A 16,821-nucleotide genomic window follows, 5' to 3' on the forward strand; every position below is an offset into this window, starting at 1 on the left:
GTCGTGCGAGGCTGGCGCTATCGACTGACGCTGAGGCCGCGCATAAAAAAATCCCCGGCAGGTTGCCTGCCGGGGATCGGAGCTCGTCAGATCGTATCGATCAGAAGAAGCGGCGAACCGAGAACATGCCCGAGAACACGTCCTGATCCTTGACCTCGTAGACGCCCGCCGGCTTGTAGTTGGTGGCGGTCGGCAGGGTGTAGGTCGCGCCCTTGTTGCCGGAGTGGTGGTTGGTCCACATCACTTCCAGGCCGATCGTCAGATCGCGGACCGGGGTCCAGTAGGTGCGGCTGCCGACACCGTAGATGCGGTAGTCCATGTTACAGGTCGTCGCTGCGTTCGACAGCGTGCCCACCGAACGCGAGCAGAGGATCGCATTGGCGGTCGCGTTGTAGTCGATGACCTCAGCGCCACCGAACACCGAGGTCCGCCACTGGGCGTTCCAGCCGTGCTCGAAGGCGATCGTGCCGCCATAGGTCGTGGTCAGCTGCTGACCGGTGCCGGTACGGGTGTCGTACACCGAGTCGAACACGTAACCGCCAACCATGCTGCCATAGGCAAGGTTGCTGTTGCCGAAGATGCCGAAGCCCGAGCCCTGGCCGATGTTGGCGAACGTGTTCGTCGTCGCACCAACGCCGTAGGTACCAGCGATGTACAGAGCGTCGTTGACGCCGGTCGGCAGGTTGAACTTGAACGCCGCGCTGACGCCGCCGCCGATCTTGTCGGACGGTGTCGTGCCGGAGATCTCGGTGCAGCCCGCGATGCCCGCGCAGCCATAGGCGACGTGGTTGTTCACGAGGTTACCGGCGAGGTGGAAGCCACCCCAGGCCTGGTCGATGCGGAGTTGACCGACGATCTCGGGCCAGGTGTTGCCGCCGCGCGAGTCGGTGCCCGGAGTACCGGAGCCCCATGCGGTGAGCGGAGCAGCGCCGTTGTAATTGCCGCGCTTACGCTCCTTGTTGTCTTCGAGCGACAGGGTCGCCGAGATGCCGTTGCCGAACTGATGGGTGTAAGCGGCAACGTAACGGCCACCGGCGGTGTCCGGATTGCCGAGCCAGCCGTTCTGGCCCCACTTGAATGCGTAGGTCCACGGGTTGTCGAAGTACGACGTGCCCGCGCGACCGATCGTGAAGCCACCCCACTGGATGATGCCGGTGTCGATCGCGATCACGCCCGGGTTGCTGGTCGCAGCGCCAACCGGCGTGTTCACTTCAGCGCGAACCACCGAGAACGTGCGCAGCGTGCCGAACGCGGTCTGCGTGCGGGTATCCATGTTCAGGAACACGCGCGAGCGGGTGAAGAACACGTCGCGATCGCGGGTGTTGGTGGAGTTGCCGTTGCCGGTATTCCACGACTGCAGACCCGTGGCACGTGCATTGAAGTTCACTTCGGCGCGGATGTGACCGCCGATGCGAATGCAGGTGTCGGTGCCAGGAATGTAATAAAAGCCCGCGCCATAGAGCGAGCAGATCTTCACGTATTCGACCGGCTTCGCCTTCAAGGGCAGGTCAGCTGCCTGAGCGCCCGTCAGTGCAGCGAGACCCGCCGCAGAGCCGAGCAGCAGGCTCTTAACCATCTTCATATCAAACCTCCAGTTTGTTCGTTCCCGTCGCTTCGCGCTTCTTGGACACCCCCGCGACCTGCGAAAGCGGCTTCAGCGATCCCCCAGACGGGGCGGCTTGGGATGCCCCCCGAGCCGCAGGAACACCATTAAGTCGCCATGGAGAAAGCGCACTCGGCATCACGGTCTGACATCAGACCGATCCCGGTGTTTGGCCTGGAGTGAGGCATGGAAAGCGCATGCTATCGGACCAAAGCCGCGACAGCCTGCGACATCCTGTCAACATTTCGCACACTGATATGCGATCAACGATGCGGTTGCGGCTGCGAGGGCAAGGCCTGCGAATCAGAGCGCGTGAAGGGGCCTTCCATCGCTTGCGGATCGTCTAACGACCCGCGCGGCGCAGTGCCCGGCAGGCCGAGGCGCGCTTCTGCTTCCGGCGGCAAGGTCGATCATGGGGCTAAGACGTCTGGGGATTTGATCTTAGGATCTAAATCCGAGCAGGCGAACTCAAAAAGCAAAAGGCGCTCTCTTGCAAGGACGCGCTTGCAAGAGATGGCGCGCAAGATCATGCACAAACGACGCGCGCTTTGGCTCGTCTGGCGCTCAGGCTGCAGCGCGGCGCAACAACGGATTGTCGATCGCGACGACGGTCCCCGGGAAACGGATCGGCTGGCCGTCGCGATCATAGATCACCTGGCCTGTCGCGCGCACGCGCTGCACGCCACCGGCATCATCGACGAGACGATACTCGATGCTCAACAGCGTGTGCTGTTCGATCGCGACCGTGATCGCCTGTTCGAGACGCTTGCGATCGTCGCGATGAACGCCACGGATGTAGTGTTCGAGCGGCGTGCCGTCGTGGGCGTTGGAAGGGTTGACGCCGAAGGCTCTTGCAAAAGCGGCATCAGCATAGACGCGATCGTTGGGAATATCCCAATCGAAAAAGCCGATCGTCCTGTAGAGCAGATCGCCGGCTTCAGACGGCGGGCTCATCGCTGGGTGATTGTCGCGCGGGGCGGATGGCATCTCGAGCGCCTCGAGGAAGGCCATCCGAAGTACTGTGGAAAGGAAGGGGCGGTTGATCTCCTTGGCAAGATCAGCGAGCTGGTGGGCCATCGCCGCGATGTACTCGGTGTATTCAGTGTTGTTCTTCTTTTTGGTCATGGCGTCTCCTCACGATGTCTGAGTCGCGCCACAATTCTGACACGCGCTCCACAGCTTTGCCACTCTCAGTAGAAGGTTGCCGCCGGTTCAGCTTGGGGAAGGTTGCGGCATAATGCGCGCCGGTGTTGGCTGGGATTCCGGTCGGGCAATAACGATGTCCAAGAAGCCAACAACACCGCATAACGAAACTTATTCCGATCCGTTGAGCGCTGAAGAAGGCCTGCGTTTGCAGCGGGCGTTTGAACGCATTGCCAGCCGGAGAATTCGCGAACAGGTCATCGAGTTCGTCGAGCGGATCGCCAACGACCCCAACCTCAAGGACAGTTGAGCGGTCGGGTGCTCGGCACCTCGGGCGTCTTGTCCTCGCTGTGACCGTTTCCGACCGAGAGCAGTGCGAACTGAGGCGCCCGCATGGCTTGCGCGCGAAACCGCGCTGCGGCACACCCTGGCACCCAGATGTAAGGAGGGCAGGGATGGAAATTGTCAGAACGTGGGGCGGCAAATACTTCGGCTGGATCGAAGAGGGAGGGCTGTTTTCCCGCGACGGGCGCCATGTCGGCGAGTTTCGCAAAGAGAACGTGTTCTCGGAAAACGGTCACTACCTCGGCGAGCTGCGTGAAGGCCGCCTGATCACCAACGAGATCAAGCGCGAGACCCATAGCTCCGTGGGTTTCTGGCCGAACCACCAGGAGGGCGCAGGCCCGACGCCGATCCCTGGCGACGAAGCGGCGAGGGACCTGCCTGAAGGCTACATCGATTTTGCGGTTTGATCCCGACTTGGCGCGCGGCTGAGAGCCTCAGGCAAAAGCCAGCCAAGGAGATAAGCCTGCGTTGCTGCGCCGCACTGTTGATAATGTCTGGGTGCATTCGCCGCCGAGTCGGCGCTGCTGTGTGATGCCCCTCACAGAGCGGGCCCCCAGGAAGCCTTAGCTCAGGGTGCATGACACATGACCACAACCCTCGCTTCCACACCTTCGGCCTCGACGCCTTCGGCAATCGCGTCAGGATCGGTCTGACCTTCGCCGAAACGCTTGAGTTCGAGTATCTCGACTCCCACGAGCCGGTCGATGCCGATGGCAATCCGTTGCCTTGGGAGCTGCAAAGCGACGCGATGCGGCGGGCGGAAGATCGCTGGTTCGAGCTCTATCGCAAGCATGAGGCGGCGTGTCTGGCTCTGGTCGAGGTGCGTCGTCCGCACCTTGCACGCTCGCCCTCGCTGTCAGCGCGGCGCACCCCCACCGCGGGTGCGATCCGCTAATTCACTGTTTCGCTCCGCCGTATCAATCGAAGCTCGCGAAGCATTTAGTGTGCTTCTGCGAATGATGTGTGCGTAGCTGTTTTCTAACCCGACGATCTGCCTCTGAGCTGAGAAAATTATCTCGTATTTTTAAAAAGATACGAGCATCTTCTCGCCGGATGGTGCAGCAGTGGCCCCGCTTCCACTGTGGCTCCAATGTCTCAAGCAGCCAAGTTTCGGTTGGAAGTGGTGGCGAGGGGTTTCGCCGCCTTGCAGCGATGCTTATGGTAAATCGCGCTAGGCCTTGAGTCGGGGCGTTGACCGGCACCCAGCATGGGATAACCGGCCAGCGGAGTTGATGGGGATGTGTCGGGTGGAAGGTTTTAAAGCGATCGTTGGCGTCGCGGCGGTTGCACTTGGGGTTGGACTGTCCAACGTCGGCCACGCAGACACGCTCGAGGCCGCGCTTGTGCGCGCCTATCAGAACAACCCGCAATTGAATGCGCAGCGGGCGTCAGTCCGCGCCACCGACGAGACGGTTCCGCAGGCGTTGTCCGGTTACCGGCCGCGCGTTTCGATCACTGCCAGCGTCGGCACTCAGTACACGGACTCGCTGACCAAGACACAGAGCGCGCTCACCGGCGGCACTGCCGTCTATACCGATGCCCATGGTATCAATGCGCCGCGCAGTGTCGGCGCGACCGTGACGCAGAACGTTTTCAACGGCTTCCAGACCGCGAACCGTACGCGGGCGGCCGAAAGCCAGGTCTCTGCGGCGCGCGAAGGCTTGCGCGTGCTGGAGCAGACGGTGCTGTTGGCGGCCGCCACCATTTACATGGACTACCTGCGCGATGCGGCGATCGTCGAGGTTCAGCGCAGCAACACCCGCGTCCTGGAGCAGACGCTGAAGCAGGTGCGTGACCGCTTCAGCGTCGGCGAAGTGACGCGAACCGACGTGGCGCAGTCCGAAGCGCAACTCGCGGCCGGCCGTTCTCAGTTGCTTGCCGCTGAATCCAATCTGACGACAACCCGCGCCAACTTCCGTCGCATCATCGGCAATGAGCCGGGCCAGCTCGCGCCGGGCACCCCGGTTGACCGTTTCTTCCCCGGATCGCTGCCGTCGGCGGTCGAGATGGGGCTGATCCAGAACCCGAACGTGACGGCGGCGATGCATGGCATCGACGTGTCGTTCCTGAACGTGAAGGTCGCCGAGGGCGCGCTGTTTCCGACCGTGAACCTGGTCGCATCGGTGCAGCAGTCCTATGAAACGACGTTGCCGATCCTGCGCAGCTTCGGTGCGTCGGCCGCAGCGCAGATTTCGGTTCCCGTCTATCAGGGCGGCTCGGAATATTCGCTAATCCGGCAGAACAAGGAAACCTTGGCGCAGCAGCGTCTTGTGCTCGATCAGGTTCGCGACCAGACCCGTGCGACGGTGGTTCAGTCGTGGGGCCAGCTCCAAGCGGCAAAGGCGCAGGTCACCTCGGCCGCGGCCCAGGTCACCGCATCGGAAACCGCATTGAACGGCGTGCGAGAAGAGGCACGGGTCGGTCAACGGACGACCCTCGACGTGCTGAACGCGCAACAGGCATTGGTCAACGCCCGCGTCGCCATGGTGACGGCGCAGCACGACCGCATCGTCGCATCCTACTCGACGCTGGCTGCCGTGGGCCGCCTGTCGCCGTCGATCCTCGGTCTCTCGACCACGATCTACGATCCGAGCGTCCATTATCATCAGGTCCGCGATGCGTGGACCGGTGTGCGGACGCCGGACGGTCGCTAACCGCGGTTCCGGCTGAGTCGAATCTGCTTCCGATAGTGTTGAGCGTTTCACGGTCGTTTGCTTGCAATCGATTGTCGGCGTGAGCTAGCCTTTTCGCTGGCATCGTTGCGATTCGAATTCGATTCGCGAAGCGCTGTGCATCGGGTGGGCTGCTTGGGGATGGGTGGCCGTGGATGGCGTCGATGAAGTGGGTCTCAGCATGACGCAACCGGCGAAAACGCAGGAACCCTCGATGGAGGAAATCCTTGCGTCGATCAGACGTATTATCGCCGACGACGAGGCGAAGCCGGATGCGGCGGCTGCGCCACAGCCGTCCGCGCCGCGCGCGCAAGCGGCACCAGAGCCGGTCACGAGGATCCAGCCACAGCCGGTGGCGCCGCCGCCGGCCGTGGTCGCGCCAGCGAAACCAGTAGCTGCAGCTAAGTCCGCGGCGCCCCCGCCGCCAGCAGCCAGCAACAGTCAGGACGATATCGATGCAATGCTGGCCGGTCTCGATGCTGAGACGGCGGAGGAGGATGTCCGGGCTGCGGCTGCTGCATCGGCGGAGCCCGACGACGTATTCGATCTGACCGAGCAGATGGCCGTCTCGCCGCCGTCGCCGCCTGAGTTCCGCAAGATCGAGCCGCAGAACGACGTCGAATTCTCCGAACCTGCGCCGCGACCGGTCCGCAACTTCGAAGAACAGGTTCGGGAGCGGGTGGTCGAGGAGGTGGCGGCGCCAGCGGCGCGGCCATTGATGTCGCAGTCCACGTTTGCGGCGGTCGATTCCGCCTTCAACACGCTGGCGCAGACCGTGCTCAGCAACAATGCCCGCACGCTGGAAGATCTCGTGAAGGAGATGCTGCGACCACTCCTGAAGACCTGGTTGGACGATAATCTTCCGAGCCTGGTCGAAAAGATTGTGCGTGCGGAAATCGAGCGGGTATCCCGCGGCCGCTGAGTCCCCGACCACCACCTCACGCTCACCGCATCGCCGGCGGCAGCTTGGTTTCATGGGCACAACCATGCCGAACTTGTTGATTTCGCTCGCCTTGACTCGGCACGCGGTCAGGGCTTTCTAGGAAGCCGATTCCGATAGTCGCATGCCTCCTCGGCTGATGTGATGTGAATGTTGGAATCCAACGACCACGCACAAATATAAGTTTCTGATGGCGTTTTGGATTTGATCGTCGCGTGATGCGTGCCCGCCGCGGCTCGCCAAACGACGATCGGACCAACTCCACCAGCCCGTTCCCAAAAATCGGTGCTTGTCCCGGATATGATCGAAAAGAATTACCAGCCCGCGGATATCGAGAGCCGCATGTCCCGTCTGTGGGAAGACGCCAACGCCTTCAAGGCGGGGCGGCCCGCCGTCGCCGGCGCCGAGCCCTTCACAATCGTCATTCCGCCGCCGAATGTCACCGGCTCGCTGCATATGGGGCACGCGCTCAACAACACGTTGCAGGACATCCTGTGCCGGTTCGAGCGGATGCGCGGCCGCGACGTGCTCTGGCAGCCGGGGACCGACCATGCCGGCATCGCCACCCAGATGGTGGTGGAGCGGCAGTTGATGGAGCGGCAGGAGCCGGGCCGGCGGGCGATGGGACGCGAGAGATTCCTGGAACGCGTCTGGCAGTGGAAGGCGGAGAGCGGCGGTACCATCGTCAACCAGCTCAAGCGTCTCGGCGCGTCGTGCGATTGGTCGCGCGAGCGCTTCACCATGGACGAGGGGCTGTCGCGGGCGGTGCTCAAGGTGTTCGTCGAGCTTTACCGTGCCGGCCTGATCTACAAGGACAAGCGGCTGGTCAACTGGGACCCGGCGCTGCTGACGGCGATCTCCGATCTCGAGGTGCAGCAGATCGAGGTCAAGGGCAGCCTCTGGCATCTGCGCTATCCGCTCGAAGGCGTCGCCTTCGATCCGGAGGATCGCTCGACCTATATCGTCGTCGCCACCACGCGGCCCGAGACGATGCTGGGCGACACCGGCGTCGCGGTGCATCCGGACGATGAACGCTACAAGCATCTGATCGGCCAGCATGTGATCCTGCCGCTGGTCGGCCGCCGGATTCCCATTGTCGCCGACACCTATTCCGATCCGGAGAAGGGTTCCGGTGCGGTCAAGGTGACGCCGGCCCACGACTTCAACGACTTCGAGGTCGGTCGCCGCCACGGGCTGCCGCAGATCAATATCCTCGATATCGAGGGCAACCTCGCGCTCAAGGGCAACGAGGATTATCTGCGCGGGCTGCCGGAAGGCGCTTCCGAGTTTGCCGGCGAATTGCATGGCGTCGAGCGCTTCGCGGCGCGCAAGCGGATCGTCGAGCGGCTGGAGAACTTCGGCTTCCTGGACAAGATCGAGCCGCACACGCACATGGTGCCACATGGCGATCGCTCCAACGTGGTGATCGAGCCGTTCCTCACGGACCAGTGGTACGTGGACGCCAAGACCATGGCGCAGCCGGCGATCGAGGCCGTGCGCAATGGCAGCACGACCTTCGTCCCGAAGAATTGGGAGAAGACCTACTTCGAGTGGATGGAGAACATCCAGCCCTGGTGCATCTCGCGCCAGCTCTGGTGGGGCCACCAGATTCCAGCGTGGTACGGCCCGGACGACAAGGTGTTCGTCGCCGAGACCGAGGAGGAGGCCGTCGCCAACGCGCTTGCCTATTACGTCGAGAAGGAAGTCATCACCCCGGAGCAGGGGCACGACATGGCGGTTGACCCTGCCAAGCGCGCAGGCTTCATCACCCGCGACGAGGACGTGCTCGACACCTGGTTTTCGTCCGCGCTGTGGCCGTTCTCGACCTTGGGCTGGCCCGACGACGTGCCGGAGGTGAAGCGGCACTATCCGACCGACGTGCTGGTGACCGGCTTTGACATCATCTTCTTCTGGGTCGCCCGGATGATGATGATGGGCCTGCACTTCATGAAGGACGTGCCGTTCCCGACCGTCTACATCCATGCGCTCGTCCGTGACGAGAAGGGTGCGAAGATGTCGAAGTCGAAGGGCAACGTCATCGACCCGCTGCACCTGATCGACGAGCTCGGCGCCGACGCGCTGCGCTTCACGCTGTCGGCGATGGCGGCGCAGGGCCGCGACATCAAGCTGTCGAAGCAGCGCGTCGAGGGGTATCGCAACTTCGCCACCAAGCTTTGGAACGCGGCGCGGTTCGCCGAGATGAATGCCTGCGCCCTGGAGCCGGGCTTCGATCCGTCGCAGGCCACGCAGACACTCAACCGCTGGATCGCGCATGAGACCGCACGCGCCACCCGCGAGGTGACGGAAGCGATCGAGGCCTATCGCTTCAACGAGGCGGCGAACGCCGTCTACCGCTTCGTGTGGAACATTTATTGCGACTGGTATCTAGAGCTGGCGAAGCCGGTTCTCACTGGCCCCGATGGGCCGGCGAAGACCGAAACCCGGACGATGGTCGCATGGGCGCGCGATGAGATCCTCAAGCTGCTGCACCCGTTCATGCCTTTCATCACCGAGGAACTGTGGGCGGTCGCCGCAACCTCGAAGCGCGACACGATCCTGACGCTCGCCGCCTGGCCAGCCCAAAAGGGGCTGGAGGATGCGCAGGCCGAGGCCGAAATCGGTTGGGTGGTCGATCTGATCACGGCCGTTCGTTCGCTCCGGGCGGAAATGAACGTCGCGCCGGCGACGCTCACCCCATTGGCTCTGGTCAATGCGCCGAAGGAGACGCGCGAGCGTGCCGAACGTTGGAGCGAGGTGATCAAGCGCCTCGCGCGGCTGTCCGAGATCACGATCGCGACAGAGATGCCGCAGGGCGCGGTGCAGCTCTTGGTGCGCGGCGAGGTCGCAGCGTTGCCGCTGAAGGGCGTGATCGATTTCGACGCCGAACGTACGCGCCTGCAGAAGGAGATGAGCAAGGCGGAAGCCGACATCAAGCGCGTCGACGCCAAGCTCGGCAACACCGATTTCATGGCGCGGGCGCCGGAAGAGGTCGTCGAGGAGCAGCGCGAGCGACGGGAGGAGGCCGAGGCCCGCCGCGTGAAGATCGTCGAGGCGCTGGAACGGCTGAAGGGCATTTGACCGGGGCGGACCCGGACCCTTGTCCGGTTCGGTCGTAATCTCCGTCAGCGCGCGGGAAACCGCTTGCTGACGAAGCGCGATCCTTTCAAGCCATAGCGCCAGGGCAGATCGGCAGCTTTGCTGATGCCGATCCGGACGTCGGTGATCACCTCCGGCTTGCTGGTCCGGGCATGGATGGCCAACGGTGCGGCATCGAGCGGCAGCGTGTTGTGCCTGTTCGTGATGCCGAGGGCTTCGCAGAGCTTGCCCGGCCCCGAACACAGCGCCCGCTCGTCCTCCAGCCCACGCCTGAGTCGCATGGCGGCGATGCCGTGCGTCGGCTCGAGCGCGCGCAGCAGCACGGCGCTGGCGGAACCCGCTTCCTCACAGACGAAGTTCGCGCACCAATGGATACCGTAGGAGCGGTACACGTAGAGGAACCCGGCAGGACCGAACATGATGCGGTTGCGCGGGGTCGGTCCGTTATAGGAATGAGCGGCCGGATCGGTGTGGTGATAGGCCTCGACCTCGACGATGATGCCGCCGACCCCGTCCACCAGCAGCGTGGCCCCGATCAGCTCGGGCGCGACCTCGTGCACGCTGCGATCAAAAAACCGTTTGGTCAGGCGTTTGCCCAATTTCGGGGCGGGGGTATGCTGGAGCATCGCGGGCGAATATCGATTATAAGGGCGTCAGGGCAGGTTGCGGCTTGGAGCGCGGCGGATTACCTAAAGGTAACACGAACGGGTCGCCATGGTCGTCGTCATCGATACAGTTTCTGCGCAGCCGCTGCGCCCCCGCCATCCGGAAAAGGCGCATCGGCCGGACATGCCGTCGCCGCCGAAACCGGACTGGATTCGCGTACGTGCGCCGACCAGCCGTGGCTATGCCGATACCCGCAAGATCGTCCGCGACAACGGCCTCGTCACCGTCTGCGAGGAGGCCGGCTGCCCCAACATCGGTGAGTGCTGGGACAAGAAGCACGCCACCTTCATGATTATGGGCGACACCTGCACGCGTGCCTGCTCGTTCTGCAACGTCAAGACCGGTATCCCGGAGGCGCTCGAGGCCGCCGAGCCGCAGCGCGTCGCGGACGCCGTCGCCAAGCTCGGCCTCGCCCATGTGGTCATCACCTCAGTCGATCGCGACGATCTCGCCGACGGCGGCGCCGATCATATCGCCCAGACCGTGCGGGCGATCCGCGCGAGCTGTCCGACTACGACCATCGAGATCCTGACGCCGGACTTCCTGCGCAAGGATGGTGCGCTGGAAGTCGTCGTTGCATCAAAGCCCGATGTCTTCAACCACAACCTGGAAACGGTGCCATCGCGCTATCTGTCGGTGCGGCCGGGCGCCCGCTACTTCCATTCGGTGCGCCTGCTGCAACGGGTGAAGGAGATCGATCCCACCATCTTCACCAAATCCGGCATTATGGTCGGGCTTGGCGAGGAGCGGCACGAGGTGCTGCAGGTGATGGACGACTTGCGTTCGGCAGATGTCGATTTCATCACCATTGGTCAGTACCTGCAGCCGACCCGCAAGCATCACGGTGTCGCGCGCTTCGTCACGCCGGACGAATTCGCGGCATACGAGAAGGTCGCCTACACCAAAGGCTTTCTGATGGTGTCGGCGAGCCCGCTGACGCGCTCGTCCCATCACGCGGGCGACGACTTCGCCAAGCTGCAGGCGGCGAGGGCGGCCACCGCCCGTTGACGCGATGCAACGGGTCCTCGTTCTCGGCTCGTCGGGTGCGGGCAAATCGACCTTTGCGCGCCGACTGGGCGCGATTACCGGCCTGCCTGTCGTCCACATCGATCAGTTGTTCTGGCTGCCCGGCTGGGTCCAGGCCGAGAAAGAAATCTATCGTCCGCGTCTTGCGCAGGCCGCAGCGGAGCCGCGCTGGATCATCGACGGCAACTATCTCTCGACTATCGACGAGCGGTTACCGCGGGCAGATCACGTGATCCTGCTCGACCGCACGCGCTTCGCCTGCCTCGCACGGGTCGCGAGACGGATTGCACGCTCCTATGGCCAGGTGCGCCCGGACATGGCGGAAGGATGTCCCGAGCAAATCGACTGGGCGTTTCTGAAATACATCTGGGATTTTCCGAACACGCAATGGCCGCAGATCATCGCCGCGATCGGCCGCCACAAAGCCTGGGATCGCACCACGACGCTTAAAAGCGATCGCGCGGCGGAAGCCTTCCTACGCAACGTCAGCGTCACGCGGATGAGAAGCTGAATACGGCCTGAACAGTGAAGCCATTGGGGCAACGCTTCCGCGTTGCGAAGGCGCATCCGCTTGGTTAGCTTCGCGCCGTCCAGCAGGGACGGGACGGTGGGTATGAATCGCCATGAGTAGCGAAACCAAAGTGGCGCTCGATCCGCCGGGCCTGCGTTCGCTGTCCACCATCGCCGTCTATACGGCCGCCATCTTCCTCAGCGCGGCACTGCTGTTCGCCGTGCAGCCGATGTTCACCAAGATCGTGCTGCCGCGGTTCGGCGGCGCGCCGTCGGTGTGGGCCGTCGCGATGGTGTTCTTTCAGGGCGTGCTGCTGCTCGGCTATGCCTACGCCGATCTGCTGACGCGCTTGGGCGGCCCGCGTGTCGCCTTGCCGCTCCACCTCGGCGTCATGGTGGCCGGAGCGATGGCGCTGCCGCTGGCGATCCCTGCGGGATGGGGTATGCCGCCGTCAGGACACGAGGCGCTGTTCTTGATCGGCTTGTTTACAACATCGATCGGTGTACCGTTCTTCGCGCTGTCGGCGAATGGACCGCTGCTGCAGGCGTGGTTCGCACGCTCCGGTCACCCCGATGCAAGTAACCCGTACTTCCTCTATGCGGCAAGCAATGTCGGCAGCCTGCTAGCTTTGTTTGCCTATCCGTTTATCGCCGAACCACTCTCGACGCTGAGCCTGCAGGGCGAGATCTGGCGCGTCGGCTATCTCGTGCTGATTGCGCTGATTGGAGGCTGCGGCGCGCTGGCGGTTTTCGCGCGCGGCACCAACGAAACCGCGCGGTCGGAACATGCGGAGGCAGCGCCGACGTTGCCGCGCATGGCCTTATGGGTGGCGCTCGCCTTCGTTCCGTCGGCGCTGATGGTGGCAGTCACGACCCACATCACCACTGACATCGCAGCCGCGCCGTTCCTGTGGGTGCTGCCGCTGGCGCTGTATCTGGTCACCTTCATTCTGGTGTTCAGCGACCGGACTTGGATTCCGCAACGCTGGTTGCTCGCGAGCCAACCGGTGTTGACGGCGCTGGTCGTGCTCAATCTCGCCCTCGACATCCGCAGTTGGCTGACGATCGACGTTACCCTGCACATGCTGTTCTTCTTCGTCACGGCGATGATCTGCCACGGCCAGCTCTCGACCACTCGTCCAGCGGCGGCTCATCTGACGCGTTTCTATTTCTGCCTGTCGCTCGGCGGCGTTCTGGGCGGCACCTTCTCGGGGCTGGTGGCTCCGAACGTCTTCGCATGGATCGCGGAGTACCCGATCCTGATCGTCGCGGCGATGCTGGCGCGGCCGGGTTTGATGCGGCCGCGGCTGCTGGAGGGGGCTCTCTATACAGCGCTCGCTCTGCTGATCGTGCTGGTGGTCGCTCCGGGAATACGCGAAGCGGTGCCGGTGGTGCCGCCCTACAATGCGCTTGTCTGGGCGTGCGCCATCGTCTTGACGATCGCTGCGGCATTACTGCTGCGCTGGCGTCCGCTCGGTGCCGCGCTGTTGATCGCCGCGGTCTTTCTCGTCACCCGCGTCTATCCGCCGAATGTGCGCCAGCTCGAAACCGTGCGCAGCTTCTTCGGCGTCCACAAGATCGAGGTGACGCCGGACGGACATTACCGCACGCTGCGCCACGGCATGGAATTACACGGCGCCCAGCGGATCACGACCGATGACGGCAAGCCCGTCACCGGCGCGCCGGAACTGACGACCTACTACCATCGCAAGTCGCCGATCGCCGAAGTGATCCGCGCCGTGCAAGCGAGGACTGGCGGCTCGATCGACATGGCGGTGATCGGCCTCGGCGCCGGGCTGATGGCCTGCCTTGCCCGCCCGGAGGACCGGCTCGACTACTATGAGATCGACGCCGACATCGTCACCATTGCCCGCGACCCGAAGCGCTTCCGCTTCCTGCACGATTGCAAGCCCGATGCGAACATCATCCTCGGCGACGCACGGCTCACGCTCGCGGCCAACGCGCGGGCCCGCTACGATGTGATCCACATGGATGCGTTCTCGTCCGACTCGATTCCGGTGCATCTGCTGACACGGGAGGCGCTGCGCGTGTATCTGTCCCGCCTCAAGCCCGGCGGCATCATTCTGACCCACATCTCCAACAACCACCTCGATCTTAGCGGCGTGGTAGCGGCGACGGCGGCGGCTGAAGGGCTGGTTTGGCGCATCTGGGACGAAGACGAGGTTCCCGGCGCCGATTCGATGATCCGGTTCTCGACGGTGATGATCCTGGCAAGGTCCACCGCCGATTTTGGAACCCTCAACGACTGGGACACGCTGGCGCTGCAACCGGGACAGAGAGCCTGGACCGACGATGAGTCGAGCCTGCTCGGGCCGTTGATCAGGAAATTCAGACAGGGTGACTGAAACTGGCGCCCGGCATATCCCCAACGCTGGAATCCCCGGTTGCGCCGCAGCGCCCGCATGTCTATGTGGGGCGCATCGTTTTCGAACCCCGATCAGGCCTAATGCCCAGTTTCTCCAACAAGCGGCGCGTCAGCCACACGGCCTCCGAGATGTTCGACCTCGTCGCCGATGTCGAGCGATACCCCGAATTCGTGCCGATGTGCCAGTCGCTGAAGGTGCGGCAACGCACGGCCAAGCCCGACGGTACCGAAGTCATCGTCGCCGATATGACCGTGTCGTTCAAATTGATCCGCGAAACCTTCACAAGCCGCGTGACGCTGGACCGGACGAACCTGACGATACTGGTCGAATACCTGCGCGGCCCGTTCTCCAGTCTGGAGAATCGCTGGACATTCGAGCCGCGTGGCGAGAACGCTTGCGAGGTCGGCTTCTTTATCGCCTACGAGTTTAAGAGCCGGATGCTGGCGATGCTCATGGGCGCGATGTTCGACGCCGCGTTCCAGCGGTTTGCCGGGGCTTTCGAGCGGCGCGCGGACGCAATCTACCCGCGGCGGGCGCCGGCCGCTTGACCGCTTTGGCGGAACGGGCCGGCCCGCGCGCCAGCTCCGTCAGCAGCTTCAATGCTTCCACCACCGAACGCGTGCGCACCGCCGTCCGGCCGATCGCACCGAAGCGCTTCTCGCGGGTGATAACGCGGCCGTCGCGGGCGGCGGCTGCGAAATGGACGAGCCCCACCGGCTTGCCCGGCGTCGCGCCGCCAGGACCCGCAATTCCGGTCACTGACACAGCAAGGTCTGCCTTACCCTTCTTCAGCGCGCCCTTGGCCATGCCAATGGCGGCTTCCTTGCTGACCGCGCCGAAAGTCGCGAGCGTTTCGGAACTGACGCCGAGCAGGTCGTGCTTGGCTTCGTTGGAGTAGGTGATGAAGCCGCTCGCCACCACGGCGGAGGAGCCGGGGATATCGACGAGCGCGGCGCAGACGAGGCCGCCGGTGCAGGATTCGGCGGTCGCCACCATCAACTTGCGCATCTTGCACAGATCGAGCAGCGAGCGCGCCAGGGAACGGATTTCACTGGCACTCACGTTATCGGCCCCACATAAGTCATCGGCTGCCCCAAGCCTTGTTCCAGTGTTCTTGCGCTGCGTGCGCTACACATCACCCCACGGCAGGCGGATAGTCGCGCTCGCCGTCGCGGCCATGCCTTCCTCTCGGCCGGTGAAGCCGAGACGTTCGCTGGTGGTTGCCTTCACCGATACACGCGAAACCGGCACGTTCGCAATCTCCGCGATGCGCGTGCGCATAGCGTCGCGCCATGGGCCGATCTTCGGTCGCTCGCAGATCAACGTCACCTCAAGGCTGGCGACCCGGCCGCCGCGCTCGCGCACGCGCCGCACCGCATCCTCCAGGAAGCGGTCGGACGATGCGCCCTTCCACTTCGGATCGCTCGGCGGAAAGTGCGCGCCGATATCGCCGTCAGCCAGCGCGCCGAGAATCGCATCCACCAATGCATGCAGGCCGACATCGCCGTCGGAATGCGCCAGGAAGCCGCGCGTGTGCGGCACGCGCACGCCGCAGATCATCAGGTGATCGCCCTCACCGAAGGCGTGCACGTCGTAGCCGGTGCCGGTGCGGATATCGCCGAGCGCTGCGCCAAGGCGCGCTTCCTCGCGCGCGAAATCTTCCGGAGTGGTCAGTTTCATGTTCAGATGATCGCCTTCAAAAGTCGCCACCGTCAATCCAGCCCATTCGGCCAGCGCGGCATCGTCGGTGAAATCGTCGCGGCCCTCGCGCGCTGCGCGCTCGTGAGCGGCCAGAATCTTGTCGAAGCGGAACGACTGCGGCGTCTGCGCGATCCGCAGGTTGGCCCGTACCGGCGTTCCGACCACGGCACCTGCGCCATCGACCTCCTTGATGGTGTCGGCCACCGCAACGGTTGGAATCGCCGCGCCCGTCATGCTGGCCGCAGCGATCGCACGGTCGATCACCGCGGACGAGACGAACGGGCGGGCAGCATCGTGAATCAGCACCACGTCGGGAGCGATACCGGCTAGGGCCTTCAGTCCGGCAAACACGGAAGCCTGCCGGGTCGCACCACCGGCGACCGGCGTGAGATAAGTTAGTCCCTGCGTCGCTTCGGCGAATGGTACGCTGTCGTCGGCATGGCAGACCGGCTGGACCCAGGTGACGTCCGGATGCTGACAGAAGGCTTCGAGCGCGTGGGCGACCACGGTGCGGCCGCCGATCGAGCGAAATTGCTTGGGACCGCCGGGGCCGGCGCGAAGACCGCGACCGGCGGCGACGATAATAGCTGCTGTACGAAGAGACATTCGATTCTTGAGACGGAGCGGGAGGGAGCCGGTTCAACCGGAGGTTCAATTGTTCAATGCCATGAGCATGATGGATCGTGCAAATGCATGATTCTGAAACGCTGTGGGCGCATAGCAACTTTTGCT

The 16,821-nt window shown here is 63.8% G+C and carries 15 protein-coding genes; 10 read left to right on the plus strand and 5 right to left on the minus strand.

What is annotated here, in order from left to right:
- Window positions 1–100 precede the first annotated feature (100 nt).
- Window positions 101–1,582 (minus strand): porin, encoded by a 1,482-nt coding sequence (locus X566_RS19730; RefSeq protein WP_034470797.1) that lies wholly within the window; start codon window positions 1,580–1,582, stop codon window positions 101–103.
- Window positions 1,583–2,167: 585 nt separating this feature from the next.
- On the minus strand, window positions 2,168–2,728 hold the full coding sequence (locus X566_RS19735; RefSeq protein WP_034470799.1) for a PAS domain-containing protein: 561 nt from the start codon (window positions 2,726–2,728) through the stop codon (window positions 2,168–2,170).
- Window positions 2,729–2,882: 154 nt separating this feature from the next.
- Here X566_RS19735 and X566_RS24835 point away from each other — a divergent pair, with 154 nt between their 5' ends.
- The 6 genes from X566_RS24835 to X566_RS19760 all read left to right on the plus strand — a co-directional run bounded on the left by X566_RS24835 (window position 2,883) and on the right by X566_RS19760 (window position 9,781).
- Window positions 2,883–3,056 (plus strand): hypothetical protein, encoded by a 174-nt coding sequence (locus X566_RS24835; RefSeq protein WP_160170499.1) that lies wholly within the window; start codon window positions 2,883–2,885, stop codon window positions 3,054–3,056.
- Window positions 3,057–3,201: 145 nt separating this feature from the next.
- Window positions 3,202–3,498, plus strand: coding sequence for a 4-fold beta flower protein (locus tag X566_RS19740; RefSeq protein ID WP_034470801.1), 297 nt, complete (start codon window positions 3,202–3,204; stop codon window positions 3,496–3,498).
- Window positions 3,499–3,668: 170 nt separating this feature from the next.
- Window positions 3,669–3,986 carry a hypothetical protein gene (locus tag X566_RS19745; protein ID WP_051444374.1) on the plus strand — a complete coding sequence of 106 codons (318 nt, stop codon included), beginning with the start codon at window positions 3,669–3,671 and terminating at the stop codon, window positions 3,984–3,986.
- Window positions 3,987–4,329: 343 nt separating this feature from the next.
- Entirely contained in the window at window positions 4,330–5,745 is a 1,416-nt protein-coding gene (locus X566_RS19750) for a TolC family outer membrane protein (protein WP_081740355.1), read from the plus strand.
- A 199-nt stretch (window positions 5,746–5,944) separates the two neighbouring features.
- A complete protein-coding gene (locus tag X566_RS19755; RefSeq protein WP_034472536.1) occupies window positions 5,945–6,685 on the plus strand; it encodes a PopZ family protein in 741 nt (246 codons plus the stop codon).
- Window positions 6,686–7,003: 318 nt separating this feature from the next.
- Window positions 7,004–9,781 carry a valine--tRNA ligase gene (locus X566_RS19760; protein WP_034470806.1) on the plus strand — a complete coding sequence of 926 codons (2,778 nt, stop codon included), beginning with the start codon at window positions 7,004–7,006 and terminating at the stop codon, window positions 9,779–9,781.
- 44 nt (window positions 9,782–9,825) lie between these two features.
- Here the strand turns inward: X566_RS19760 and X566_RS19765 are convergent, their stop codons facing one another.
- Window positions 9,826–10,425, minus strand: coding sequence for a DNA-3-methyladenine glycosylase (locus X566_RS19765; RefSeq protein ID WP_034470808.1), 600 nt, complete (start codon window positions 10,423–10,425; stop codon window positions 9,826–9,828).
- 88 nt (window positions 10,426–10,513) lie between these two features.
- Between X566_RS19765 and lipA the strand changes: the two genes are divergently transcribed.
- From lipA to X566_RS19785, 4 genes are all read left to right on the plus strand, one after another.
- Window positions 10,514–11,473 (plus strand): lipoyl synthase, encoded by a 960-nt coding sequence (lipA, locus tag X566_RS19770; protein ID WP_034470810.1) that lies wholly within the window; start codon window positions 10,514–10,516, stop codon window positions 11,471–11,473.
- Between the two features lie 4 nt (window positions 11,474–11,477).
- Window positions 11,478–12,002: a hypothetical protein gene (locus X566_RS19775; RefSeq protein ID WP_034470812.1), complete on the plus strand. Its 525-nt coding sequence runs from the start codon at window positions 11,478–11,480 to the stop codon at window positions 12,000–12,002.
- 112 nt (window positions 12,003–12,114) lie between these two features.
- Complete coding sequence (locus X566_RS19780; protein WP_034470815.1) at window positions 12,115–14,367, plus strand: fused MFS/spermidine synthase; 2,253 nt, start codon at window positions 12,115–12,117, stop codon at window positions 14,365–14,367.
- 101 nt (window positions 14,368–14,468) lie between these two features.
- Entirely contained in the window at window positions 14,469–14,936 is a 468-nt protein-coding gene (locus X566_RS19785; RefSeq protein ID WP_034470817.1) for a type II toxin-antitoxin system RatA family toxin, read from the plus strand.
- On the opposite strand, the gene X566_RS19790 is transcribed toward X566_RS19785, so the two are convergent.
- Window positions 14,839–15,450 (minus strand): CinA family protein, encoded by a 612-nt coding sequence (locus X566_RS19790; protein ID WP_034470820.1) that lies wholly within the window; start codon window positions 15,448–15,450, stop codon window positions 14,839–14,841. The two genes, X566_RS19785 and X566_RS19790, sit on opposite strands and share 98 nt — an antisense overlap.
- 66 nt (window positions 15,451–15,516) lie before the next feature.
- A complete protein-coding gene (locus tag X566_RS19795) occupies window positions 15,517–16,695 on the minus strand; it encodes a bifunctional 2-C-methyl-D-erythritol 4-phosphate cytidylyltransferase/2-C-methyl-D-erythritol 2,4-cyclodiphosphate synthase (RefSeq protein ID WP_034470823.1) in 1,179 nt (392 codons plus the stop codon).
- Window positions 16,696–16,821: the final 126 nt, after the last annotated feature.

This window comes from Afipia sp. P52-10 (assembly GCF_000516555.1).
In the GTDB taxonomy this organism is placed as follows: Bacteria; Pseudomonadota; Alphaproteobacteria; order Rhizobiales; family Xanthobacteraceae; genus P52-10.